This window comes from Aminobacter sp. HY435 (assembly GCF_027568395.1).
Classification (GTDB): Bacteria; Pseudomonadota; Alphaproteobacteria; order Rhizobiales; family Rhizobiaceae; genus Aminobacter.
In genome coordinates, this window is sequence record NZ_JANKZL010000006.1 from 276,469 (window position 1) to 299,700 (window position 23,232).

At 65.0% G+C, this 23,232-nt stretch carries 23 protein-coding genes and 1 pseudogene; 10 read left to right on the forward strand and 14 right to left on the reverse strand.

Translation table 11 applies throughout. The features are described from left to right. Positions 1–205 precede the first annotated feature (205 nt). Entirely contained in the window at positions 206–427 is a 222-nt protein-coding gene (gene rpmE, locus PCJ21_RS10730) for a 50S ribosomal protein L31 (protein WP_269931388.1), read from the reverse strand. 187 nt (positions 428–614) lie between these two features. Between rpmE and PCJ21_RS10735 the strand changes: the two genes are divergently transcribed. From PCJ21_RS10735 to PCJ21_RS10745, 3 genes are all read left to right on the forward strand, one after another. Beyond that, on the forward strand, positions 615–2,420 hold the full coding sequence (locus PCJ21_RS10735; RefSeq protein ID WP_269931389.1) for an ABC transporter transmembrane domain-containing protein: 1,806 nt from the start codon (positions 615–617) through the stop codon (positions 2,418–2,420). A 61-nt stretch (positions 2,421–2,481) separates the two neighbouring features. Further along, complete coding sequence (locus tag PCJ21_RS10740) at positions 2,482–2,712, forward strand: AbrB/MazE/SpoVT family DNA-binding domain-containing protein (RefSeq protein ID WP_269931390.1); 231 nt, start codon at positions 2,482–2,484, stop codon at positions 2,710–2,712. Next, a complete protein-coding gene (locus tag PCJ21_RS10745) occupies positions 2,712–3,131 on the forward strand; it encodes a PIN domain-containing protein (RefSeq protein WP_269931391.1) in 420 nt (139 codons plus the stop codon). The genes PCJ21_RS10740 and PCJ21_RS10745 overlap by 1 nt, the downstream gene beginning before the upstream one ends. Before the next feature lie 23 nt (positions 3,132–3,154). Here PCJ21_RS10745 and PCJ21_RS10750 read toward each other — a convergent pair whose 3' ends face one another. From PCJ21_RS10750 to PCJ21_RS10800, 11 genes and pseudogenes are all read right to left on the reverse strand, one after another. After that, positions 3,155–3,844 (reverse strand): nitroreductase family protein, encoded by a 690-nt coding sequence (locus PCJ21_RS10750; protein WP_269931392.1) that lies wholly within the window; start codon positions 3,842–3,844, stop codon positions 3,155–3,157. Positions 3,845–3,939: 95 nt separating this feature from the next. After that, positions 3,940–5,594, reverse strand: a pseudogene (locus tag PCJ21_RS10755) (FAD-binding dehydrogenase). A gap of 213 nt (positions 5,595–5,807) precedes the next feature. Continuing rightward, on the reverse strand, positions 5,808–7,292 hold the full coding sequence (locus PCJ21_RS10760; RefSeq protein WP_269931393.1) for a carboxypeptidase M32: 1,485 nt from the start codon (positions 7,290–7,292) through the stop codon (positions 5,808–5,810). 192 nt (positions 7,293–7,484) lie between these two features. Beyond that, positions 7,485–7,907, reverse strand: coding sequence for a hypothetical protein (locus PCJ21_RS10765; protein WP_269931394.1), 423 nt, complete (start codon positions 7,905–7,907; stop codon positions 7,485–7,487). A gap of 339 nt (positions 7,908–8,246) precedes the next feature. Continuing rightward, a complete protein-coding gene (locus tag PCJ21_RS10770; RefSeq protein WP_269931395.1) occupies positions 8,247–9,278 on the reverse strand; it encodes a peptidoglycan -binding protein in 1,032 nt (343 codons plus the stop codon). After that, on the reverse strand, positions 9,279–10,298 hold the full coding sequence (locus PCJ21_RS10775; protein WP_269931396.1) for a MotA/TolQ/ExbB proton channel family protein: 1,020 nt from the start codon (positions 10,296–10,298) through the stop codon (positions 9,279–9,281). A 103-nt stretch (positions 10,299–10,401) separates the two neighbouring features. Beyond that, the gene (gene trhA / locus PCJ21_RS10780; RefSeq protein ID WP_269931397.1) at positions 10,402–11,085 is read right to left on the reverse strand and encodes a PAQR family membrane homeostasis protein TrhA; all 684 of its coding nucleotides are present in this window, start codon (positions 11,083–11,085) and stop codon (positions 10,402–10,404) included. Positions 11,086–11,157: 72 nt separating this feature from the next. Beyond that, positions 11,158–11,958 carry an inositol monophosphatase family protein gene (locus tag PCJ21_RS10785; RefSeq protein WP_269931398.1) on the reverse strand — a complete coding sequence of 267 codons (801 nt, stop codon included), beginning with the start codon at positions 11,956–11,958 and terminating at the stop codon, positions 11,158–11,160. Between the two features lie 25 nt (positions 11,959–11,983). Further along, positions 11,984–12,550 carry an elongation factor P gene (efp, locus tag PCJ21_RS10790; protein ID WP_269931399.1) on the reverse strand — a complete coding sequence of 189 codons (567 nt, stop codon included), beginning with the start codon at positions 12,548–12,550 and terminating at the stop codon, positions 11,984–11,986. A gap of 104 nt (positions 12,551–12,654) precedes the next feature. Then, positions 12,655–13,629 carry a tetratricopeptide repeat protein gene (locus PCJ21_RS10795; RefSeq protein WP_442866002.1) on the reverse strand — a complete coding sequence of 325 codons (975 nt, stop codon included), beginning with the start codon at positions 13,627–13,629 and terminating at the stop codon, positions 12,655–12,657. Positions 13,630–13,796: 167 nt separating this feature from the next. Further along, the gene (locus tag PCJ21_RS10800; RefSeq protein WP_269931401.1) at positions 13,797–14,444 is read right to left on the reverse strand and encodes a thiamine phosphate synthase; all 648 of its coding nucleotides are present in this window, start codon (positions 14,442–14,444) and stop codon (positions 13,797–13,799) included. Between the two features lie 174 nt (positions 14,445–14,618). Between PCJ21_RS10800 and PCJ21_RS10805 the strand changes: the two genes are divergently transcribed. Together PCJ21_RS10805 and PCJ21_RS10810 are read left to right on the forward strand one after the other, a co-directional pair. Further along, the gene (locus tag PCJ21_RS10805) at positions 14,619–15,389 is read left to right on the forward strand and encodes a sulfite exporter TauE/SafE family protein (RefSeq protein WP_269931402.1); all 771 of its coding nucleotides are present in this window, start codon (positions 14,619–14,621) and stop codon (positions 15,387–15,389) included. A 63-nt stretch (positions 15,390–15,452) separates the two neighbouring features. Continuing rightward, on the forward strand, positions 15,453–17,087 hold the full coding sequence (locus tag PCJ21_RS10810) for an acyl-CoA synthetase (RefSeq protein ID WP_269931403.1): 1,635 nt from the start codon (positions 15,453–15,455) through the stop codon (positions 17,085–17,087). Between the two features lie 37 nt (positions 17,088–17,124). On the opposite strand, the gene PCJ21_RS10815 is transcribed toward PCJ21_RS10810, so the two are convergent. After that, positions 17,125–17,676, reverse strand: coding sequence for a DUF2269 family protein (locus tag PCJ21_RS10815; RefSeq protein WP_269931404.1), 552 nt, complete (start codon positions 17,674–17,676; stop codon positions 17,125–17,127). A gap of 424 nt (positions 17,677–18,100) precedes the next feature. On the opposite strand from PCJ21_RS10815, the gene PCJ21_RS10820 reads away from it, so the two are divergent. From PCJ21_RS10820 to ruvB, 5 genes are all read left to right on the forward strand, one after another. Then, complete coding sequence (locus PCJ21_RS10820) at positions 18,101–18,478, forward strand: hypothetical protein (protein ID WP_269931405.1); 378 nt, start codon at positions 18,101–18,103, stop codon at positions 18,476–18,478. Positions 18,479–18,919: 441 nt separating this feature from the next. Then, complete coding sequence (rcdA, locus tag PCJ21_RS10825) at positions 18,920–19,453, forward strand: protease adaptor protein RcdA (protein WP_269931406.1); 534 nt, start codon at positions 18,920–18,922, stop codon at positions 19,451–19,453. Between the two features lie 98 nt (positions 19,454–19,551). After that, on the forward strand, positions 19,552–20,076 hold the full coding sequence (ruvC, locus tag PCJ21_RS10830) for a crossover junction endodeoxyribonuclease RuvC (protein ID WP_269931407.1): 525 nt from the start codon (positions 19,552–19,554) through the stop codon (positions 20,074–20,076). Between the two features lie 66 nt (positions 20,077–20,142). After that, positions 20,143–20,763, forward strand: a complete 621-nt coding sequence (gene ruvA / locus PCJ21_RS10835) for a Holliday junction branch migration protein RuvA (RefSeq protein ID WP_269931408.1) — start codon at positions 20,143–20,145, stop codon at positions 20,761–20,763. A 40-nt stretch (positions 20,764–20,803) separates the two neighbouring features. Continuing rightward, positions 20,804–21,844 (forward strand): Holliday junction branch migration DNA helicase RuvB, encoded by a 1,041-nt coding sequence (gene ruvB / locus PCJ21_RS10840; protein WP_269931409.1) that lies wholly within the window; start codon positions 20,804–20,806, stop codon positions 21,842–21,844. Positions 21,845–21,968: 124 nt separating this feature from the next. Here ruvB and PCJ21_RS10845 read toward each other — a convergent pair whose 3' ends face one another. Next, a complete protein-coding gene (locus PCJ21_RS10845; protein WP_269931410.1) occupies positions 21,969–23,219 on the reverse strand; it encodes a glycoside hydrolase family 5 protein in 1,251 nt (416 codons plus the stop codon). Between the last annotated feature and the right edge of the window lie 13 nt (positions 23,220–23,232).

The following is a 23,232-nucleotide window of genomic DNA, read 5'->3' on the forward strand; positions in this document are numbered from 1 at the left end:
CACCGCCCCTCATCCCCTGCCGGACCTTCTCCCCGTAAGAACGGGGAGAAGGAGGCTGGCCGCGGCGTCGACGCCCCCTCTCCCCGCCTGCGGGGAGAGGGTAAGGGTGAGGGGCAGCGCAAGCTGACGCGAGTTGTGCGGGCCTACACCAAACAAAAAACCCGCCACGAGGGCGGGTTCTTGATAGCCAGCGATACAGGTCGGCTTAGATGCCGAGGCCTTCGTAGCGCTTCTTGAACTTCGACAGACGGCCGCCGCGGTCGAGCAGGGTCTGCTGGCCGCCGGTCCATGCCGGGTGCGTGGTCGGATCGATATCGAGGTTCATCGTATCGCCTTCCTTGCCCCAGGTGGAGCGGGTCATGTATTCGGTGCCATTGGTCATCACGATCTTGATGACGTGGTAGTCGGGATGGATATCGGCTTTCATCGCTCTATTCCTGCTGTCGCGGCGCGGATTGCGCAGGTATCCTGCGGCGATGCGCCTCTTTCGAAAATTCGAAGCCGCAGCTAGATAGACCACGGCTTCAGAAACGGTCGGCGTGCCTATACATCAGCCGAAATTGAATCACAAGGCCGCCCAGCCGGCAAAGGGCAGCGGCCGAGAGGGAAATGTCATGGCGAACACCACAACGGCCGCTAACGAAGAGCGCCGGCGTTCGCTTCGCCCGCTGGGCAGGCTCTATCCCTATCTCTACCGCTATCCCAAACTGGTGGTGGGCGCCATCGTTTCGCTGATCGCCGCAGCCGTCACCACGCTGACCTTGCCGATCGCGGTGCGCCGGATGATCGACCATGGCTTCTCGTCCGCCGATTCGGATTTCATCGCCAACTATTTCGCCATGCTGGTGGCGATCGCAGCACTGCTCGCGCTGGCCTCGGCCTGTCGCTACTATTTCGTCATCACGCTTGGCGAACGCGTCGTCTCCGACATTCGCCGCGACGTTTTCTCCCATGTCACCAACCTGTCGCCAGCCTTCTTCGACACGGCGATGTCCGGCGAGATCGTCTCGCGCCTGACCGCCGACACCACCCAGATCAAGTCGGCAGTCGGCGCCACCGCCTCGGTTGCCCTGCGCAACGTCATCCTCGGCCTCGGCGCGCTCAGCATGATGGTGGTGACGAGCCCGAAGCTGTCGGGGCTGGTGATCGGCGCCATCCCGCTCATCGTCCTGCCGCTGGTCGCCTTCGGCCGCTCGGTCAGGCGCAAGTCGCGCCTCGCCCAGGACACGCTGGCCGATGCCACCGCATTCGCCAGCGAGCAGATCGGCGCCATCCGCACGCTGCAGGCCTTCACCAACGAGAAGCTGGTCACCGGCAAGTTCGCAGCCGCCGTCGAAACCGCCTTCAACGCAGCCCGCGCCTCGGTTCTGGCGCGTTCGGTGCTGACCTTCTTTGCCATCTTCACCATTTTCGCCTCGGTCGTGGCCGTGCTGTGGTTCGGTTCGCGCGACGTGCTCGAAGGCGTCGTCTCGCCCGGCACGCTCGGCCAGTTCCTGCTCTATTCGGTATTTGCCGCCGGCGCGCTCGGCGCCCTGTCCGAAGTCTGGGGCGAACTGAGCGCCGCTGCCGGCGCGGCCGAACGCATCACCGAGATCCTGGCCGAAGAGCCGACGGTCGCCGCTCCCGCCGCGCCGGTGGCGCTGCCCGCCACGAGCACCGGCGCGATCGAATTCCGCGACGTGACCTTCTCTTATCCGGTCAGGCCCGACAGGGCTGCCGTGCATGGCATGAGCTTCACCGTCAAGCCCGGCGAGACGGTGGCGATCGTCGGGCCATCGGGTGCCGGCAAGAGCACGGTGTTTTCGCTGCTGTTGCGCTTCTACGACCCGGAGAAGGGTAGCGTGCTGATCGACGGCGTCGATGTGGCAACGGCCGATCCGCGGGCCGTGCGCGAGCGCATCGCCATCGTGCCGCAGGACGTGACGATCTTCGCCAGCGCCGCAGCCGACAACATCGGCTTCGGCCGCCCCGGCGCTGCGAAGGTCGACATCGTCAGGGCCGCTGAGGCAGCACTCGCAGACGAATTCATCGAAAAGCTGCAGGACGGCTACGAAACCGAAGTCGGCGAGCGTGGCGTGACGCTGTCAGGCGGCCAGCGCCAGCGCATCGCCATTGCCCGCGCCATCCTGCGCGACGCGCCGATCCTGCTGCTCGACGAGGCGACATCGGCGCTCGACGCCGAAAGCGAAAAGCAGGTCCAGCAGGCGCTCGAGCACCTGATGCGGGGCCGCACCACCGTCGTCATCGCGCATCGGCTGGCGACCGTGCTCAAGGCCGACCGCATCCTGGTCGTCGATGGCGGCCAGATCGTCGAGGAAGGCACGCACCAGAGCCTCGTGGCCAGGGGCGGCGTCTATGCCCGCCTCGCCAAGCTGCAGTTCGACACCGGCGCCAGCGCCTTCAAGGGTGCCGCGGAGTAGGCTTCTCTTGGAATTGCAATGCATGTGATATACATTGATCTTGTATATCATGGAGGCTTGCATGCAGGTTTCGAAATGGGGCAACAGCCTCGCTATCAGATTGCCCGCCCAGGTCGTCGAGGCGCTTGACCTGAAGGAAGGCGACGAGATCGACATCCGGGTTGCCGGCGACCGCGCCTTCGACATCGCTCTCGACAGAAGCCGCGCGCGCGCGCTGGAACGCCTCAACGGGCTGCGCAAGCCGCTGCCCGCCGGGTGGCGGTTCGACCGCGACGAGGCAAACGTAAGGTGATGGCTGCGGCGGACGAGCTGCTCGACACAAACATCCTTGTCTACGCCTTCACCACGGACCCACGCAGTAAGACGGCCGAACAGCTGCTGGCCAGGGGCTGCAGCGTCAGCGTCCAGGGACTCAACGAGTTCGCCAATGTCGCGCATCGCAAGCTGGGCATGAGTTGGGCCGAGATCGGCGACGCCATCGCGATCATTCGCACGCTGTGTCCACGCGTGCTGCCGCTGAATGCGGAAATCCACACGGAAGCCTTGAGACTGGCCGAACACGACGGCCTGTCGTTCTACGACGCGCTTGTGGTTGCTACGGCTCTTTGCGCGAACTGCACTGTCTTGTGGTCGGAAGACATGCAGCACGGCAGGGTAATCGAAGGTCGTCTGCGGATCGTCAATCCATTCGCCGTGAACGAGGGCAAATAGGCCCTCGCCTTACAAGCCAATCTTCACAAGAACGTCGCGATCTCCGCCAGCGGCCGCTTCTCGGTGGCGTGCACCGGGATCGTGGCGTCCTCCTTGGGGTAGCCGACGACCATCAGGATATACGGCTTGTCGTGCGGATCGCGGCCGCAAATCTCGTTGAGAAAGCTCATGGGATTGGGTGTATGCGTCAGCGTCGCAAGGCCTGCGCGGTGCAGCGCCGCGATCAGGAAGCCGGTGGCGATGCTCACCGATTCCGGCACGTAGTAGTTCTTGCGCATCACCCCGTCAGCCGACCGGCTCTTGCGCTCGCCGAAGATGCAGATCAGCCAGGGCGCCTCCTCGAGGAACGGCTTCGACGCGTCGGTGCCAAGCGGCGCCAGCGCCTTCAGCCATTCCTCGCCGGCACGTCCCTCGTAGAAGGCGCGTTCCTCGATCTCGGCCGCTTCGCGGATTTGCCGCTTGATGTCGGGATTTCCGATGACGGCGAAGTGCCAGGGCTGGTGATTGGCCCCGTTGGGCGCGGTGCCGGCAGCCATGATGCAGGTTTCGATGATGTCGCGCGGCACCGGACGCGTTGAGAAATCGCGCACCGTGTGGCGTGTCCTGATCTCGTCGTAGAACGACTGCGCGCCGGCGCGCATCTCGTCCAGGGGTTTCTCCTTGTAATCAGGCAAGGGAAGCGTGCGGTAGCTGTGGCGGGACGAGATGGTCATCGGATTGCTCGCGCGTTGCTGGAACTTCGCCCGGACAATCTTCAAATAGCCTGCCTGCGTCAACTGGATGCCGACGGTGCCACTGCCGGCTCCCGCTACCCCGCCGCGTGCCTGCCGGCGCAGCGCCCGGAAAAGATGCAGCCGCCGAGGAAGGTTCCTTCAAGCGCATTGTAGCCGTGATAGCCGCCACCGCCGAAGCCAGCGACCTCGCCGGCCGCGTAGAGGCCCGGCACCGGTTCGCCCGACGCGTCCAGCACCTGACCATCGAGATTGGTGTGCAGCCCGCCCAGCGTCTTGCGCGTCAACACGTTGAGACGCACCGCAATCAGCGGACCGTTTTCAGGATCGAGGATCTTATGCGGCTTGGCCGTGCGCACCAGCCGGTCGCCGAGATAGCGGCGCGCGCCGTGGATGGCGGTGACCTGCGCATATCCTTGCAGAACGGATTGTCGATCTCGCGGTCGCGCGCCCCGATCTGGGCGTGCAGCCGGTCGTGGTCGATGAGGTCGTTGCCGGCAAGCGCGTTCATGCCCGCGACCAGGTCGCGGAGATTGTCGCGCACGACAAAATCCTCGCCATGCCGCTTGAAGGCCTCGACCGAAGGCGGCGCGCCCTTGGCGCGGCGGCTCTTCAGCACCTCAATCCAGCGGCCGGAGGTAAGGTCGGGGTTCTGTTCGGAGCCCGACAGCGCGAATTCCTTCTTGATGATCTTCTGGGTCAGCACGAACCATGAATATTCGTAGCCGACAGACAGGATGCGCTTCAACGTGCCGAGTGTGTCGAAGCCGGGCAGGAACGGCGCCTCCAGCCGCTGCCCCAGCGCATCGAACCACAGCGACGACGGCCCCGGCAGGATGCGGATGCCGTGGTTGGGCCAGATCGGGTTCCAGTTGGTCACACCCTCGGTGTAGTGCCACATGCGGTCGCCATTGATGACCGCGCCGCCCGCTGCCTGGGTGACCGCGATCATGCGGCCGTCGACATGATGCGGCACACCGGCGACCATCCTCTTCGGCGCCGGCCCGAGACGCACGACCGGCCACGCCTTGCGGACGAGATCGTGATTGCCGCCGATGCCGCCGGAGGTGACGATCACTGCGGCAGCGCGGATCTCGAAATCGCCGACCACGGCGCGGCCCGACTGCTGGCCGCGCTCGACCCTCGACGGCTCGAGCACCTCGCCGGCGACACCCGTGACGGCACCGTCGGTCTTGATCAGGCGGCTCGCCTGATGGCGGAATTTCAGCTCGATGCGGCCAACGGCGGCGTGCTCCCGGACACGCCGGACGAACGGTGCCAGCACGCCCGGCCCGGTGCCCCAGGTGACGTGGAAACGCGGCACCGAATTGCCGTGGCCATGTGCCTGGGCACCGCCGCGCTCGGCCCAGCCGACGACGGGAAACCAGCGCATGCCCTGGGCATGGAGCCAGGACCGCATCTCGCCGGCGGAAAAATCGATGAAGGCCTCGGCCACCTTGCGCGGCCAGAAATCTTCCGCGCGGTCGAACTGTGCCGAGCCCATCCAGTCCTGCAGCGCCAAGTCGCGGCTGTCCCTGATACGCATGCGGCGCTGCTCGGGGCTGTCGACGAAGAACAGGCCCCCGAGCGACCAGAAGGCCTGGCCGCCGAGCGAATTCTCGCTCTCCTGCTCGAGGATGATGACGCGCTTTCCGGCGTCCGCCAGCTCGGCCGCGGCAACGAGGCCGGCGAGCCCGCCGCCTATGACGATCGCATCTGCATGATCCGCCACCTGCCCCTCCCAAGCCCTTTGTTGGTCAAGTTTCCGACAAAAGCATCGTCGCGATCAAGGAGAAACCAGGTTGACTCAGTTACCTCGCGGAACGAGGCAGCTGCCCCTCTCCCCTGCCGGACCTTCTCCCCGTACGACTGGGAGAAGGAGGCTGGCCGAAACGCCGACGACCCCTCGCCCCGTTTACGCGGAGAGGCAGTTTGTCTGGATCAATCAGGCCCCGTACCGCTTCTTCAGATGCTCGGTGAAATAAGCCGCGTTGAGCTTTTCGCCGGTGGCGCGTTCGAGCAGTTGCGGCGTCGACCAGCGTGAGCCCTGCGACCAGATGTTGTCGCGGCGCCAGGTGTTGACCGTCTCGAAATGGCCGCGCGCGATCTCCTCGTTGACTGCGGGATGAGCCTCAACGATCGTCGCCCACTGCTGGGCGGCCATCATCGCGCCCAGCGTATAGGATGGGAAATAGCCGAAGGCGGCACTTGGCCAGTGCACGTCCTGCATCGGCCCATCGGCGGGGTTGTCGATGGTCGACAGGCCAAGATAGTCGCGCATCTTGGCGTCCCAGGCCTCGGGCAGGTCGGCGACCGACAGCCGGCCCGAGACGAGTTCCTGCTCAAGCTCGTAACGCAAGATGACATGCAGCGGATAGGTCACCTCGTCGGCGTCGACGCGGATCAGGCCGCGCTCGACATGATGCACATGCGGCAGGATCTCGTCGATCGTCCAGCTTTCGCCGAGATGCTGCTCGACCAGCGGCAGCGCCCAGTGCCAGAAGGCCGGATTGCGGCCGAGCTGCTTTTCGACGAACAGGCTCTGGCTCTCATGCACGGCCATGCCGCGCGCCTTGCCGAGCGGCCAGTGCGACCAGGCTTCGGGCAGGTTCTGCTCGTAGAGCGCATGGCCGGTCTCATGCAGAACGCCCATCAGCGCCGACAGGAAATCGGACGTCTTGTAGCGCGTGGTGATGCGCACGTCCGACGGCACGCCGCCGCAGAACGGGTGGTGCGACACAGACAGGCTGCCGCGCGTCAGGTCGAAGCCGACCGCGCCCATCATGGCAAGGCCGAGCTCGCGCTGGCGTTCGATGGCATAGATGCCCGACAGCGCGCGTTGCGGATTTTTGGCGAGACGTTCTTGCTGGACGGCCAGCGCCTCGGGCACGAAGCCTTTCAGGAAGGCCTTGAGATCAGTGAAGACGGGCGTGATGTCGGCGATGCGATTGCCCGGATCGTACTGCTCCATCAGCGCATCGTAGGGAGCGAGGCCGAGCGCGTCCGAGCGCAGCGCCGCCTCTTCGCGCACCAGCGAAACAATGCCTTCGAGCGCCGGCTGGAACCCGGCCCAGTCATTCTTGGCCCTGAGGTCGCGCCACAGCTGCTCGCAGCGCAGCCGCGCCGACGTCTGCCGTTCGACGAATTCCGACGGCAGGCAGGTCATATTGGTGTACTGGCGGCGGAATTCGCCGAGCGCGGCCATCTGCTCTTCGTTAAGGGTTTCGGTCTCGGCCGCCGCAATCCAGTCGACGATCTCGGGTGCAGTTGCCTGCCGGTGGTGCATGCCGGCGAGCGCCGACAGCGCCTCGGCGCGCTTTTCACCGCCGCCGACAGCCATGTGTGTGGCCTCGTCGGCGCCGAGAATTGCGAGCGCATGCTCCAGCGCTTCCAGCTTGCGGCCGAGTTCGTCGAGTTTTGCGAAGGACATGGCTTCTCCTCTGTCTCAAATCGCGGCGAGAGGATACCAAACCGCGCCCCTTCGCAAGGCCGTTCAGGTGGTCCACCACCTGCCGGAACGGCAGCCGCCATGCTCAAGTCTCGACCAGGATGGCCGGAGGCTACTGACGGCCAACCGGCGCCCGATGGTCGATCGGACGCCGGCCAGCTTGCGTTATCGGACCTAGCCGCGGCTGGCGTCGCGATTGATCTGGTCGGCGAGGCCGGTGACCTGCGCCTGCAACTGGCTGAACTGGCCCGCCGACAGCATGCCGCCATACCCTGCGTCGCTGACTGCCGCCTTGCGGATTGCCGCGTCTTCGGCGCGAAGGTTGCGCGCGTCCACAGCCGTGATGAGCTTCATCCGGCGATCCGCGGCAATCCTGGCATCGTCGCTGCGAAGCTCGCTCAACACCACGCCGACCGGCCGCAATTGCGGCTGCCCCGAGATCGGCGCCGACGAATTGCTGGAATCGCCGTCGCCGGAGTGATCGGATATGCGCGGCTCCCTGACTCCGTGCATGTCATGGTCGCGTGCAAGGGCCGATGCGAGAGGCGTCGAAACAAGGATTGCGGCAACTGCCGCCTGGACGATCAAAGAGCGCATGGCTGCGTCTCCCGAGTTCGCAGGATGCCGTCGGCACCCTGGACTGTTCAGCCCGTCAAGTTCCGTCGCGTCGCGGTGGGAGGTCATCGCCGGCGGCACCCGGACTGCGCCCAGACGTTAGGACCGCGGCGCAGGCATTCCCAATTAAGAAAAGATAATGTTGGCCGCCATATTTCAAACTGCGCGAAGCCTCTACCGCCTCACATGTGGCGGGTTTTTCGCGCACGGGATTTTGATCTGGAGCAATTCCAGGAAAAGTGTGACGCGGTTTTCCGTTCGGAATTGCGTCAAGGCAAGGAGATAGAGCGTTTTCGCGATTCGAGGAAAAGCGAAAATGCTCTAGCGTTCGGTCAGCTTGAGCTCGATGCGGCGGTTCTTGGAACGCGCATCTGCCGTGTCGGCGGGGTCGAGCGGCTGGAATTCGCCGAAGCCGGCGGCGACCAGGCGGTTGGCCGGCACCCCGTTTTCAATCAGGAATTTCACAACCGAGGTCGAACGCGCCGAGGAGAGCTCCCAGTTGTCGCGGTAGCGGCCGGTACCCGACAGCGGAATGTTGTCGGTGTGGCCGTCGACCCGCAGCACCCAGTTGATCTCGGGCGGGATTTCCTTTTGCAGCTCGATGATGGCGTCGGCAAGCTTCTTCATCTCGCCCTTGCCGGCCTCGTTGATCTCTTCCGAGCCGGTCGGAAACAGCACTTCCGACTGGAACACGAAGCGGTCGCCGACGATGCGGATGTTCTCGCGGTCCGACAGGATCTCGCGCAGGCGGCCGAAGAAATCGGAGCGGTAGCGGTTGAGCTCCTGCACGCGCTGGGCCAGCGCCACGTTCAGGCGGCGGCCGAGATCGGCGATCTTGGTGTTGGACTCCTTGTCGCGCGCTTCCGAGGCATTGAGCGCTTCTTCGAGAGCGCCGATCTGCCGGCGCAGCGCGGCGATCTGCTGGTTGAGCAGTTCGACCTGGCTGAGCGCGCGCTGGCTGACCTGGCGTTCGTTTTCGAGTTCGCCCGACAGCGCGCCAATACGCGCGGTCGCCTGCTCGCCGGCGCCCGTCCCTTGCGACAGCAGTTGCTCCAGCCGGCTCTTTTCCGATTCGGCGGCAGACAGCGACGCCTGCAGGTTGGCCAGCGTGTCCTCCGTGTCCTGGGCATTGGATTTTTCCAGCGCCAGAAGCTGGGTCAGCTCGTTGATCTGCGAGTTGAGCCTGTTCAGCACCTCGTCCTTGCCCGATATTTCGCGGCTGAGCAGGAACTGCGCCAGCACGAAAACCGAGAGCAGGAACATGATGGCAAGCAGCAGGGTCGACAGTGCGTCGACGAAACCGGGCCAATAGTCGATACGGCGATCACCTCGCCGCCCACGCGCCAGAGCCACTTAGTGGACTCCCTCTTTCTTGAGGGCGTCGGCGATTTTCTCCAGCGTGTTGCGCATCGCCTTCTGCTCGTCGGACTGCGCCTCGACCCAGTCGCGCATGATCTGCTGCTCGCTGCGCATGTTCTTGACCAGACCGGATATGCCGTCGGCGAGATTGGCCATGGCGGCAGCGACGCGCGGATTGGATCCGCCCTGCTCCTGCATGTTGCGCAGCCGCTCGGACAGCGCGCGGATCTCGTCGGACGAGCCGCCCTTGCTGTCGGCGCCGACGATATCGGAGGACAGGTCGGTGACCGAAGACAGCCAGTTTTCCAGTTCGGTGTAGAAGCGCGTCTGGGCGCGGCCGGCCTGCAGGTCTAGGAAGCCCAGAACCAGCGACCCGGAGAGACCGAACAGCGATGACGAGAATGCCGTGCCCATGCCTTGCAATGGCGCGGCAAGACCGGCCTTCAGCGCCTCGAGCACGGCGGCCGCGTCGCCCGTGCCGGGATCCAGCGACTGGATGGTGTCGCCAATCGAGCCGATGGTCGCCAGCAGGCCCCAGAAGGTGCCGAGCAGGCCGAGGAAGACCAGCAGGCCGACGAGATAGCGCGATACGTCGCGGCTTTCATCGAGGCGGGTGGCGATCGAGTCGAGCATCGTCCGCATCGAGCTGGTCGAAAACGCCATCGACGACGAGCGGCTGAGCATGGCCTTCATCGGCGCAAGCAGCACCGGCTCCGTCGCTTCGGTGCCGGCGCGGAACGAATTGACCCAGCGAACCTCCCGGAACAGGCGCATCACCTGTGCGAAGGCGAGGCCGATACCGACGACAAGCACGCCGAGGATCAGGCCGTTGAGGCCGGGATTGGTGCCGAAAGCCCCGGAAATCTGCCGCGTCAGGATCGCCGCTATGAACGCCACGATCGCCAGGAAGATGATCATCGTCAGCAGGAACACCTGAGGCGAGGACAGCCGGTACGGATCGTAGCTAAGGACGTCGGAGCCTTTTCCAGCCCCTGGTGTTTTCAGCAATGCCATCGGCGCCCCGGTTCCAATTCCCGCGAATACTCGCCCATGACTGTAAGCGGAAATGTGACGAAAATGAAAGGCGCTTGCGCGGCCTGCGCCGTCGATGCCCCGGCTAAAGCCGGGCAACGACCAGCAGATCGATCATCGCCGCGACGTGCAGCCCCGCGCCCGTGACCACAAATCCATGCCAGACCGCGCTCTGGAAGCGCAGGCGCTGCCAGGCGTAGAACACCACGCCGCAGGAGTAGACCACGCCGCCGGCGAAGAGCAGCCACAAGGTCGTCGTAGGCAGGGTGACGATCAAAGGGCGCAGGATGACGACGCCGCTCCAGCCCATGGCGAGATAGAATGCGATTGCCAGACGGTCGAGCCGGCCGGGCAAGAACAGCTTGATGGACATGCCCGCAGCAGCAGCCGACCAGACGATGCAGGCCATCCACATCGCCGTGGAGCGGTCGAGCTGGGTCAGGAACGGCGTGTAGGTCGCCGCGATCAGCAAATAGATGCCGGCGTGGTCGAAGCGTCTCAGCACCCATTTGGCCGGCGAGATGGGCCAGAGATTGTAGATCAGGGAGACCGTCAGCACGGTGAGCAGCGCCACCACGAAAACCACGGCGGCGAGATATTCGCCAGCCGCGGTATGGACGGCCGAGATCGACAGCAGTACCGCGCCAGCCGCGACCGCAAGAACGATGCCGACAGCATGGACAATGCCGTCGGCGATCAGTTCGGCGCGCGAATGACTGTAGCGCCCGATGAAAGGCACAGCAGTCCGTTGATGTTGATTGTCCGACATGGCCCGTCCCTGCGCGGCCTCCACTATGGGCAGGCGCAGGGCTTGGGCGCAAGAAGCCGCGAACGCGGCGGATCAGCGCGGTGTGACCGGCTTCTTCAGCGTCTTCAGCAGCGAGCGGTGGATCGTCTCGTTGCCGGCGACGATCGAGCCGCCGTCGAGCATGTCCTGGCCACCCTTGCCATCGGAGACGAAACCGCCGGCCTCGCGGACGAGCAGGATGCCGGCAGCGACGTCCCATGGCGACAGCGCGGTTTCCCAGAAACCATCCATGCGACCGGCAGCGACATAAGCCAGGTCGAGCGCGGCCGAGCCGAGCCGGCGGACGCCCGCCACTTCGCCCATGACGTTGCGCAGTTCGAGCAGGAAGTTGCCGTGATGGCCGCGGCCGAGATGCGGCACGCCGCAACCGATGACGGCGTCCGACAGCTTGGCGCGGCCGGAGACGCGCAGGCGGCGGTCGTTGAGGAAGGCGCCGCCGCCGCGTTCGGACGTGTACAGCTCATCCATCGCCGGGTTGTAGATGACGGCGGCGACGATCTGGCCCTGACGCTCCAGCGCGATCGAGATCGAGAACACGGGAATGCCGTGCAGGAAGTTGGTGGTGCCGTCGAGCGGATCGACGATCCAGCGATGCTGGCTGTCCTCGCCTTCGACGGCGCCCCGCTCTTCCATCAGGAAGCCGTAGCCGGGACGCGCCTTCGACAGTTCGGCGAAGATGATGTCTTCGGCCTTGCGGTCGGCCTGGCTGACATAGTCGCCCGGTCCCTTCAGCGAAACCTGCAGGTTCTGCACTTCGCCGAAGTCGCGCGCCAGCGAACGGCCGGCCTTCATGGCGGCCTGCACCATGACATTTAGGATCGCTGAACGCGCCATGATCTAGAACTCTCCGTTGCCGTGCTCAGTCCGCGCGGCGGACGTAGGTGAGCTCGTTGGTGTCGACGATAATGCGCTCGCCCGAGGAGATGAATGGCGGAACCAGAACGCGGACGCCATTCTCGAGAACGGCCGGCTTGTAGGACGAAGCAGCCGTCTGGCCCTTCACGACCGGGTCGGCCTCGGTGATCGTCAGCGTCACCTGGTCGGGCAGCGCGATGCCGATCGGACGCTCGTCGTACAGCTCGACGGTGACCATCATGCCGTCCTGCAGGAATGCGGCGCGGTCGCCGACGAAGTCCTTCTGCAACTCGAGCTGTTCGTAGCTTTCGGTGTCCATGAACACCAGCGCCTCGCCCTGTTCGTAGAGGAACGAGAAGTCCTTCTGCTCGAGGCGGATCTTCTCCACCGTCTCGGCAGAGCGGAAACGCTCGTTGAGCTTGGTGCCGTTGATGAGGTTCTTCAGTTCGACCTGATTGTACGCACCACCCTTGCCGGGCTTGACGTGATTGGTCCTGACCGCCACCCACAGGCCGCCGTCATGCTCGATGACGTTGCCGGGACGGATTTCGTTGCCGTTGATCTTGGCCATGCTTGGGTTCCGGAAGAGAGGTTCGCGCCGGAAGGGGCGCTATCGGCGCCTCCAAGACCACAAAATGCCCTTCGAGGCAAGAGAACTCGCGATTTTCGCTGATATCAGCGGATGCGGTTTCCCCGCTCCAGCGCCTGCTTCATCTCCACATCCGTCAGCCCGCGCAGGAAGTCGTCCATCTCCGGGTCGGTCAGCCCGGCGCGGCGTGCATTGATGTACCATGCGCCGGCCAGGATCGGATCGGGATCGACCCCGATGCCGCCCATGTAGAACTTGGCAAGGCGATTTTGCGCGGCGACATTGCCGCCTTCGGCAGCCAGCTTCATCCAGCCGAAAGCCGACTTGAGGTCGCGCTCGCCGCCGCGGCCGCCGACCATCCACAAGGCCAGGTCGAACTGCGCCGTGTCGTAGTTCTGCCGCGCCGCCTGGACCAGCAGCAGCCTGGCCCGCCTGTCGTCGCGCAGCCGCCCGCCGACGCCGTTGGCGTAGACCTGCGACATCGCGTATTGCGCGTCGGCCAGCCCCGTGGCCGCGGCGCGTTCGAAATAGGGCACCGCCTTTTCGAGCCCCTTGGAGCCGGGCTCGCGCTGGATCAGCATCTGCGCATAGTTGAACTGGGCGAGCCGGTTGCCGGCTTCGGCCGCTGCCTGCATCAGCGCGCTGGCGGCCTTGTCATCGCGGTTGACGTATTTCCCGTCGAGCAGCAGCAGGGCGTACTGGAATTGCGCCTCGGGCACGCCTTGTTCGGCTGCCGCTTCATACCACCTGGCAGCAGCGCCATCATTGCGCGCGACGCCGAGGCCGCGCGACAGGATTTCGGCGACCAGCGTCTGGGCTGCGGCGTCGCCGGCTTCGGCGCGCGGAACAGCAAGATTGTAGGCGGTCTTGTAGAGCCCGCGCTGGAACGCGCCATAGGCTTCGTCGGACGGCTTGCCGCCGAAGCGGTTGGGGTCGATGCCATCCCTCGGCTTGGCCGTCGGGTTGGCGCCAAGATCTGGCGCCTGTCCGGGAGCCGTCTCGCTGGCCGGCGTGCCCTGCGGAAGCGGCGGAACCATCGGCATGACCGCGTCGAGCGGCATCGGCGCGGGGCCAAAACGGCTGGGGTCGATGCTGTCTGCCGGCTTGCCCAGCGAGGGCACGGCACCCGCATCGGACGCAGTCAGCGGCGCGCTCTCGACAGCCATCGCGGGCTCGAGCCCGAAGCCCAGGCACAACAATGAAGCGAGAAGGCGCGACCTGTTCATTGCTAGCCCTCGAAATGCGGCGCAGTCTCGTCGAGCAGCGCATTGGCGCGGGCCACAGCTTCGCCAGGGTCGATGCCGTCGCCGAACACCGCCGACGACAGGGCGACGAACTCTGCCCCCGTCGCCGCGACGGCCGCGACCGATGCGATGTCCGAACCTGCCATGACGATGCAGGGGATCTCGATCATCTCGGCCCACCACTGGCCGAGCGACAGATTGCGCGAATGCGGCTCTGGCTTGTTGTCGAAACCGAACCGACCGAAGAAGATGTAGTCTGGACGCTCCTCGCCAAGTTCAAGCGCGTCGTCGCGCGTCTTGGCACCGCCGGCGCCGACCATCATGCGGTCCTGATAGCTTTCGACGGCTTCGGCGAGCGCATCCTTGTTGCCGTCGACATGGATGCCGTCGGCATGGATGCGCCCGGCGACGCGCGTGTCGCCGGCAACGACCACGGCGACGCCGGCCGCGCGCGCTGCGGCGGCGACCTTTTCGGCGAAGCTCTGGAAGGAGACGGCGTCAACGCCCTCGTCCGGCAGGATCAGCGAGGCGACATCCCCACCCGACAATGCGGCCGCGACAGCCTCAGGCTTCACCGAGGGCGGCGCGATCAGGACGATGCGGCAGCGATTGGGCGGCGTGTTTGCGTTCATCTTCCTCGGTCCGGATGCTTGTCGCCTATGCAAGGCGATCATGTTTGCATTGGGGCATAGAACAAAGTGTTGCCGTTGAACAGGACGCGCAGCCCAACCCAAGCACATGAAAAGATTGGAGCGGCTCTCGCCAAGCCGCCGCGATCGGGCTATTTCCGAAGCGAAAGGCTCTCCATGACAGCGCTCCTTTTCGACCCGTGGTTTTATGCGGCGGCCATCCCGGCGGTCATTCTCGTCGGCCTGTCCAAGGGCGGCTTTGGCGGCGCGGTCGGTTTCGTCGGCGTGCCGCTGATGGCGCTGGTGATCTCGCCGGTGCAGGCAGCGGCCATCCTGCTGCCGATTCTCATCCTGATGGACCTGGTGTCGCTGTGGACCTGGCGCGGCGTCTACGACCGCTCGATCCTGTGGCAGATGCTGCCCGGCTCGATTGTCGGCATTGGCATTGGCTGGTTGATGGCCTCGGTGGTGACCGCAGACAATGTGCGTTTCATCGTCGGCGCCATCGCTATCGTCTTCGTGGCGCGCTGGATCCATGCCAGCCTGCGCCACGGCGCCGACCACAAGGCCGAACCGAACAGCATCGCCGCCGCCTTCTGGGGCTCGGTCGCCGGCTTCACCAGCTTTGTCGCCCATGTCGGCGGCCCGCCGTTCCAGGTCTACACGCTGCCGCTGCGGCTCGACCCGAAAGTCCTCACCGGCACCGGCGTCATCTTCTTTGCCGTCACCAACGCCATCAAGCTGGTTCCCTATTTCGCGCTTGGCCAGTTCGACACCGCCAACCTGACGGCGTCGCTGGCGCTGATGCCGATCGCGCCGCTGGCCACCCTTGCCGGCGCCTGGCTGGTCCGTCGGATGCGGCCGGAGATTTTCTACCCCTTCACCTACGTCACCGTGGCGATCGTGGCGGTCAAACTCCTTTACGATGGGGTACGCGACTTTATGTGAAGATGACCCGTCGGGGCCTCTGATCTAGGGTCGGCGCTGGGTCATGCACCAGGGAGACATGCGATGGGCAAGTACGCGGAAAACCTCGACAAGAACCCCGCCAACCACCAGCCGCTTACGCCGCTGACCTTTCTCGAACGCGCCGCCAGGACCTTCCCCGATCATGTCGCGGTGATCCACGGCGCCCAGCGCCTGACCTATCGCGATTTCTGGCGCCGCTCGCTGAAGCTCGCCTCGGCGCTCTCCAAAAGGGGCATCGGCAAGGGCGACACGGTGACGGTGATGCTGTCGAACACCCCGCCGATGCTGGAAGCGCATTTCGGCGTGCCGATGACCAGGGCGGTGCTGCATTCGCTCAACACGCGCCTCGACGCGGCGATCATCGCCTTCCAGCTCGACCATGCCGAAACCAGCCTGCTGATCGTCGACCGCGAGTTCTCCGGCGTGATGAAGGAGGCGCTGGCGCTGGCAACGGTGAAGCCGCTCGTCATCGACTACGATGACCTCGAATATCCCCACGACGCCCCCTACCCCAAGGGCGAGCGCCTCGGAACGATCGACTACGAGGACTTCGTCGCCTCGGGTGACGAGAATTTCGTCTGGTCGATGCCGGACGACGAGTGGGACGCCATCTCGCTGAATTACACCTCGGGCACGACGGGCAACCCGAAGGGCGTGGTCTACCATCACCGCGGCGCGGCGCTGATGGCCTACTCCAACACGATCCATGCCGGCATGGGCAAGCACTGCGTCTATCTCTGGACGCTGCCGATGTTCCACTGCAACGGCTGGTGCTTCCCGTGGACGCTTGCCGTGCAGGCTGGCACCCATGTCTGCCTGCGCTGGGTGCGCGCCAAGCAGATGTACGACGCCATCGCCGACCATGGCGTGACCCATCTGTGCGGGGCGCCTGTTGTCATGTCGCTGCTGATCAATGCCAAGGACGAGGACAAGCGCGCGTTTCCGCAACTGGTCACCTTCAACACCGCTGCCGCGCCGCCGCCGGAAGCCGTGCTGGCGGGCATGGCCGACGCCGGTTTTGCCGTCACCCATCTCTACGGCCTGACCGAGACCTATGGACCCGCCGTGGTCAACGAATGGCATGGCGAATGGGACGAGCTCGAAAAAGGACCGCGCACGGCGAAAAAGGCGCGGCAGGGCGTGCGCTACGCCGCCCTCGAAGACCTGACCGTCATGAACCCCGAGACCATGGAAACGACCCCCGACGATGGCGAGACCATCGGCGAGATCATGTTCCGCGGCAACATCGTCATGAAGGGATACCTGAAGAACAGGCAGGCCACCGAAGAGGCCTTTGCCGGCGGCTGGTTCCACTCGGGCGACCTCGGCGTGATGCATCCCGACGGCTACATCCAGCTCAAGGACCGCTCCAAGGACATCATCATCTCGGGCGGCGAAAACATCTCGTCCATCGAGGTCGAGGACGCGCTCTACAAGCACCCGTCGGTGGCCTCCTGCGGCGTGGTCGCCCGCGCCGACGACAAGTGGGGAGAGGTGCCGGTCGCCTATGTCGAGCTGAAGCCCGGCAAGGCGGCGACCGAGGCCGAGATCGTCGAGCATTGCCGCAGCCTGCTCGCCCGCTTCAAGGTGCCGAAGGCGGTGATCTTCGCGGAGATCCCCAAGACCTCGACCGGCAAGATCCAGAAATTCCGCCTGCGCGACATGGCCAGGGACTGACAGGCGCGAGGCGGCGCAGTGGCGCCGCCTCGTCAACTCACACAGCGGCGGCAGGTGCCGGGCGCAGGCCGTCGAACGCCGCCCACAGACCGGCGATGAACACGACCGCCATCGCCCCCAGGATCGGGCCATCCGACAGCGTCGGCTTGAGAACCATGTCGGCCACGATGACCAGCATCATCGCATAGTCGAAGCGCGCCACCTTGAGGATCCGCCGGCCCTGGTCGAGCGCTGCGGGCGTGACGCCGTCGCGGGCGATGATCGCGGCCATGCGGTCGGCTGTCGGCTTGAACACGAACGTGCCGATCATGAAGGTCGTCGCGTAGCCGGCAAGGCCGATGACGATCCACAGATCGCTGAAGCCAACCCAGAACCAGCACATGGCCAGCCCGAGCAGAAGCGTGACCAGCGACGCAGGCATGAACAACCGGTTGCCGAGTTCGCCGACCGAACGCATGACCTGCAGCATGCCGTCGGTGTCGCCGGCGCGGTCGGCCCGCACCGCCAGGAGCATGAGCGCGAAGCCGCCGCCGACCCACACGACCGCGGCCACGACATGCAGGAACTTGATGAGGGAGTACCAATCCATAACAGTACCTTTCGCCTGATTGAGATCGCAGCGCTCGTTTCAGGCGCGGCTAATCTTTGGCGGCGGCACATAGCGCTCGCGCTGTATCTGCCGTGTGTCGGCGAAAAATCGCTGTGTTTCCGCGCCGATGCCTTGGGAGGGCGCTGCGCCCGGAAGGTGGATGCGCGGGACCTCCAGTCGAAGCGACATCGCGCCAGGAACAATGCTATCGTCGGCCGCGCCGTGGGGACGGCGCGTGCGTGCACAGCCGGCGGCAGGGAGGCGGCCGGGCTTTCAAGCTTTCAATGTAACTGTCTGCCTGCACATCGCAGCACAGTGCGGCATGCGCTGGAAACACTGCCGATATTAGAGCAGACGCCGACCGACCGCGCGGCTCGCGGACAACAACCCATTCCCTGCGGGGGGAAGGCATTTGGAGCAAATCATGCAAGGGGTAGCACGGAATTTCTTCACGCTCGCCATCGTCTATGCGCTGGCTGGCATGGCGCTTGGCCTGCATATGTCGATCAGCCAGGATCACAGCCAGATGCCGGTCCACGCCCACACCATGGTCGCGGGCTGGCTGATGTCGGCGGTCTTCGCCGTCTTCTATCATCTGTTTCCGGTGGCGCGGGACAAGATGCTGGCCAAGCTGCATTTCTGGCTGACCGCCGTCAGCGGCATCGGCCTGCTTGTCGGGCTGTTCTTCCTGCTCGGCGGCAACGCTGCAATCGAGCCGGTGGTCGCAATTTCGTCAATGGGCTTTTACGCAGCGATGCTGCTGTTTGCCTTCATCGCGCTGCCGGTGATCTGGAAATCCTAGGGAAGCGGAAGCGTTTGCCGGTAAGGGGCCGTTCGAATCTGTAGCCGGCGAACACCGGGGCTGCTTCGGTTGACTGTCCCGGTACGGCACAGTCAACCGTCGACCGCCGGTAACCTTAAGGCTCCATTAAGCATTCCATGTGTTTAATGTGCATATCCAGTGATCTGGATTCTTACCGAGTGGTTGGAGCCACTTTGTTTGACGCCTCCCTGTTAAACTCCTGAGAGCCGCGCATTTTTCGCGGCTCTTTTTTTTCGCGCGCCACGATGACCAACGCCTTCCACAAGCGTCCGGCGACGGCGCGTTAACCCTTTGTTAAACATGCGCTTGCGTTCAGCCGGCGGGAAGCGCATTTTCAATGGGCATAGCGTATAGGAGTGGGCTCGCAGAATCCGTCGGCAAAGACGGACACGACGCGGCCAGGGATGCAGGGTACCGATGATGAACGAGCCTTCGAGGGAAAGCGCGAATACGATCAAGCTCGCTGAAAGGCGGGTGTTTTCGCCATCCTTCAAACCCCTGTACAATGAGGGCATGGGGCTGGTCGAACAGGCCGCGGAATACCTCGACGGGGCCGGCCGTGCCGAGGCCAAGAAGCTGTCGCGCCTTGCCGCCACGCTCTACGCCGCCGAATCGATGCGGCTGACCACGCGCCTGATGCAGATCGCCTCCTGGCTCTTGCTGCAACGCGCCGCCAATTCCGGCGAGATGACCCGCGACCAGGTCGCTTCCGAAAAGTCCAAGGTGCGGCTCGACACCGCCTCCGCCCATGACGACGCCGCCGGCTGGAACGAATTGCCGGCCGACTTTGTCGATCTGGTGCGCCGCTCGCTGCGCCTCCAGGCGCATGTGCGCCGCATGGACGAGGAGATCTACGGCAACGGCGCGACCGTTATGCCGATGCAGGCCATGCGTCGCAGCAACCCGGTTTCCGACCAGATCAGCCTGCTCAACACGGCTTTCGCCCGCAACTAGCGCCGGGCCTTTGGCGTGCTCCCCGCGATCAGCGGGGATTGTTTCTGTTTTGTTCACATTTTTCTGGCGTCTTGCCTCCGTGGAGATAGAGTTCGCGGATGAGAGAGACGATTCGTATCATTGGCATCGACCCGGGCCTTCAACGCACCGGCTGGGGCATCATCGAATCGCTCGGCAATTCGCTGCGCTTCGTCGCCGCCGGCACCGTGCGCTCCGACAGCAAGGCCGCGCTCGCCAGCCGGCTGTGCCAGTTGCACGACGGGCTCGCCGACGTCATCCACCGTGAGATGCCGCACGAGGCCGCGGTCGAGGCGACCTTCGTCAACAAGGACGCCACCGCCACGCTGAAGCTCGGCCAGGCCCGAGGCATCGCCATGCTGGTGCCGGCGCGCGCGGGGTTGGCGGTCGCAGAATACTCGCCCAACGCGGTCAAGAAGGCGGTGATCGGCGTCGGCCACGGCGACAAGAAGCAGATCGCCATGATGGTCAAGGTGCTGCTGCCCAAGTCGCTGTTCGACACCGCCGACGCGGCCGACGCGCTGGCCATCGCCATCTGCCATGCCCACCACCGCCAGAGCCCGGCCTACAGGCTGGCGGCCCTTGCCTCTGCCGCGCAGGCCTGATGTTCTTGACTTATTCTTGTTGCCAATTCATCGCACCTGACTCCCACGCATGACGGAACGCAGCACATGATCGGCAAGTTGAAGGGCACCGTCGACGAGATCGGCGAGGACTATTGCGTGCTCGACGTCCATGGCGTCGGCTACATCGCCTATTGTTCGACACGCACGCTCGCCGCCCTGCCCGGCGCCGGCGAAGCCGCCATCCTGTTCATCGAGACCTATGTCCGCGAGGACATGATCCGCCTCTACGGCTTCAAGACCGAACTCGAGCGCGAATGGTTCAAGCTGCTGATGGCCAATGTCCAGGGTGTCGGCGCCAAGGTTGCGCTGGCCATCCTGTCGACGCTGGCGCCCTCCGACCTCGCCAATGCGATCGCCCTGCGCGACATCGCCATGGTCTCCAGGGCGCCCGGCGTCGGCAAGAAGGTCGCCGAGCGCATCGTCACCGAACTCAAGAACAAGGCCCCCGCTTTTGCCGGCGAGGCAACGGGCACGATCGGCTTGAAGCAGGAACTCGGCGAAGGCGTCGCCCCTGCCCCGATCGCGGACGCGGTCTCGGCGCTGGTCAATCTCGGCTATTCCCGCGACATCGCCGCCAACGCGATTGCCGCCGCCATGAAGAGCGCCGGCGAGGGCGCCGATTCTTCCAAGCTGATCCGATTCGGCCTGAAGGAGCTGGCGCGGTGAGTATGTTGCTTGCAGCCCGGCGTCGTGCGAGGACGGGCGCATGAATTCGCCCGACCGTCTCATCACTCCCGAAAAACGCGGCGAGGATGCCGACAACAGCCTGCGTCCGCAGACACTGGACGACTTTGTCGGCCAGGCGGCGGCGCGCGCCAATCTGAAGATTTTCATCGAGGCGGCCAAGGGGCGCGGCGAGGCGCTCGACCACGTGCTGTTCGTCGGCCCGCCCGGCCTCGGCAAGACGACGCTCGCCCAGATCATGGCGCGCGAGCTCGGCGTCAATTTCCGCTCGACCTCGGGCCCGGTCATCGCCAAGGCCGGCGACCTTGCCGCCCTTCTCACCAATCTCGAAGAGCGCGACGTGCTGTTCATCGACGAGATCCACAGGCTCAACCCGGCGGTCGAGGAAATCCTCTATCCGGCGATGGAGGACTACCAGCTCGACCTGATCATCGGCGAAGGCCCGGCGGCGCGCTCGGTGAAGATCGACCTCGCCAAGTTCACGCTTGTCGCCGCCACGACGCGTCTCGGGCTTTTGACCAATCCGCTGCGCGACCGCTTCGGCATCCCGACCCGGCTCAACTTCTATACGGTTGAGGAGCTCGAGCTGATCGTGCGCCGCGGCGCCCGCATCCTCGGCATGCCGCTGGCCGACGACGGCGCCATCGAGATCGCCCGCCGCGCCCGCGGCACGCCGCGCATCGCCGGCCGCCTGCTGCGCCGCGTCCGCGACTTCGCCGCCGTCGCCGGCTCAGGCCCGGTCGACCGCCGCATCGCCGACGAGGCGCTGTCGCGCCTCGAGGTCGACGCGCTTGGTCTCGATTCGCTCGACCGGCGCTACCTTTCGATGATCGCGATGAATTTCGGCGGCGGCCCTGTCGGCATCGAGACGATAGCCGCCGGCCTGTCCGAGCCGCGCGACGCCATCGAGGATATCATCGAGCCCTATCTGATCCAGCAGGGTTTCATCCAGCGCACGCCGCGCGGCCGCATGCTGACGGCCAACGCCTGGAAGCACCTCGGCCTTGACGTGCCAAGAGAACTCGCGGTGCAACAGATAAACCTGTTCCAGGAAGAGGACTGACACATGCTCGGCCATCGTCCAGGACTGATAGCCGACATCGTCAGGCTGCACGCCGAATATCATGCGCGCGACTGGCGGTTTTCGGCCTAAATATTCCTACAATCAATGACAGAAAGCCCGGTCGCTACTTCAGCCCCCTGACCACCTCCAGCACATCGGGATCGGCCTTGCGGCCCTCGAATTCGTCGACGATGCCGAAGGCGCCGCCATAGCCCCAGACGGACCAGGCGTAGCCATGGGTTTCGGCGCGGGCGATCATGTCCTTCACGTAAGCCGCCCGCCATCGGCCCGGCATGACGTTGGGGTTGCCATATTCCTGACGGATCATGCCGAACTCGCCGAGATAGATGTCGTCACTGGCGACGCCGTTTTTCGCAGCCCACGCCGCGACCAGGGCGAAGGGCGCATCCAGTTCGGCCGCGAGTTTTTCCTTGCTGTCGACGGTCGCGACCTGCTCGTCGAGATAGCTGAGGAGGCCCGAGCGCCGCAGCATTGGAGCCTCGGCGCGGATCTTTTTCCTGATCTTGTCGAGCGCCGTGTCAAGCTCGGCGCGGGGGACATCATAGGGCGGATAAGGCAATCCGGTGACGTAGGGGATGAAGTCGCCGGCCCAGGTCGCGCCCTGATGGGTCAGCAGGAACGGCGCGTAGGAATGGAAAGTCCAGATCACATTGTCATCGGGGATGGCCTTGGGGTCGATCGCCGCCAGTCCCTCGGCGCTGGCCCAGCAGCCGCCCGAGAGCACTAGCGTCAGCCGCGTGGCCGACGCGCGGGCCGCTGCATAAAGCCGCTGCAGCCGCTCCGGCCAGACCTTCACCTCGCCCGGCTCGCAGTCGACGACAGGTTCGTTCATCAGTTCCAGCGCCACCCGCTGGGGATCCTGCCTGGACAGGGTCTGCGCCATCTGCCTGACAATCTCGACATAGCGGTCGAACTGCTCGGGGTCGGCCATCACCTCGGTCATGCCGATCTGGCCGTTGCCGCCTGATTGAATGAGGTGGAGGTCTACCACCACCTTGAGGCCGGCGGCGTTGACCGCACGGGCCGCTTCGAGAACGCTCGCAAACAGCTGCTTGCGCAGCGCCTCCGTCTTGCCCGACAGGAACACCGACGGGTCGACGGGGATGCGGACAAAGTCGAAGCCGTCGGCGGCCAGTGCCTTGAGGTCGGCCTCCGTCAGGCGCTTGCGCCATTCCGGGAAGGGCAGGATCACCTCCGCCTCGCTCCAGCGGTCCTCGCCTGGCCATGTTTCCCAGATGTCGAGATTGATGCCGCGCTTCATCGAGAAGCTTGCTGCCGCAGCCGAACCGACCGACAAGGCTACAGCCAGCAGCGCCGCCACACAGGTCTTGATCATCGCCGCCATTGCTGCCATCCGGTTCGGTATC

Excerpts from the sequence above, each read along its gene's own strand:
- rpmE (WP_269931388.1), bottom strand. The coding sequence starts at position 427 with ATGAAAGCCGATATCCATCCCGACTACCACGTCATCAAGATCGTGATG.
- PCJ21_RS10820 (WP_269931405.1), top strand. The coding sequence starts at position 18,101 with ATGCAAGGGGTAGCACGGAATTTCTTCACGCTCGCCATCGTCTATGCG.
- PCJ21_RS10810 (WP_269931403.1), top strand. The coding sequence starts at position 15,453 with ATGGGCAAGTACGCGGAAAACCTCGACAAGAACCCCGCCAACCACCAG.
- PCJ21_RS10740 (WP_269931390.1), top strand. The coding sequence starts at position 2,482 with ATGCAGGTTTCGAAATGGGGCAACAGCCTCGCTATCAGATTGCCCGCC.
- PCJ21_RS10735 (WP_269931389.1), top strand. The coding sequence starts at position 615 with ATGGCGAACACCACAACGGCCGCTAACGAAGAGCGCCGGCGTTCGCTT.
- PCJ21_RS10775 (WP_269931396.1), bottom strand. The coding sequence starts at position 10,298 with ATGGCATTGCTGAAAACACCAGGGGCTGGAAAAGGCTCCGACGTCCTT.
- rcdA (WP_269931406.1), top strand. The coding sequence starts at position 18,920 with ATGAACGAGCCTTCGAGGGAAAGCGCGAATACGATCAAGCTCGCTGAA.
- PCJ21_RS10795 (WP_442866002.1), bottom strand. The coding sequence starts at position 13,629 with ATGCCGCTCGACGCGGTCATGCCGATGGTTCCGCCGCTTCCGCAGGGC.
- ruvB (WP_269931409.1), top strand. The coding sequence starts at position 20,804 with ATGAATTCGCCCGACCGTCTCATCACTCCCGAAAAACGCGGCGAGGAT.
- PCJ21_RS10785 (WP_269931398.1), bottom strand. The coding sequence starts at position 11,958 with ATGGCGCGTTCAGCGATCCTAAATGTCATGGTGCAGGCCGCCATGAAG.
- PCJ21_RS10765 (WP_269931394.1), bottom strand. The coding sequence starts at position 7,907 with ATGCGCTCTTTGATCGTCCAGGCGGCAGTTGCCGCAATCCTTGTTTCG.
- PCJ21_RS10815 (WP_269931404.1), bottom strand. The coding sequence starts at position 17,676 with ATGGATTGGTACTCCCTCATCAAGTTCCTGCATGTCGTGGCCGCGGTC.
- PCJ21_RS10805 (WP_269931402.1), top strand. The coding sequence starts at position 14,619 with ATGACAGCGCTCCTTTTCGACCCGTGGTTTTATGCGGCGGCCATCCCG.
- ruvC (WP_269931407.1), top strand. The coding sequence starts at position 19,552 with ATGAGAGAGACGATTCGTATCATTGGCATCGACCCGGGCCTTCAACGC.
- PCJ21_RS10845 (WP_269931410.1), bottom strand. The coding sequence starts at position 23,219 with ATGGCAGCAATGGCGGCGATGATCAAGACCTGTGTGGCGGCGCTGCTG.
- trhA (WP_269931397.1), bottom strand. The coding sequence starts at position 11,085 with ATGTCGGACAATCAACATCAACGGACTGCTGTGCCTTTCATCGGGCGC.
- PCJ21_RS10750 (WP_269931392.1), bottom strand. The coding sequence starts at position 3,844 with ATGACCATCTCGTCCCGCCACAGCTACCGCACGCTTCCCTTGCCTGAT.
- efp (WP_269931399.1), bottom strand. The coding sequence starts at position 12,550 with ATGGCCAAGATCAACGGCAACGAAATCCGTCCCGGCAACGTCATCGAG.
- PCJ21_RS10745 (WP_269931391.1), top strand. The coding sequence starts at position 2,712 with ATGGCTGCGGCGGACGAGCTGCTCGACACAAACATCCTTGTCTACGCC.
- PCJ21_RS10800 (WP_269931401.1), bottom strand. The coding sequence starts at position 14,444 with ATGAACGCAAACACGCCGCCCAATCGCTGCCGCATCGTCCTGATCGCG.
- PCJ21_RS10760 (WP_269931393.1), bottom strand. The coding sequence starts at position 7,292 with ATGTCCTTCGCAAAACTCGACGAACTCGGCCGCAAGCTGGAAGCGCTG.
- ruvA (WP_269931408.1), top strand. The coding sequence starts at position 20,143 with ATGATCGGCAAGTTGAAGGGCACCGTCGACGAGATCGGCGAGGACTAT.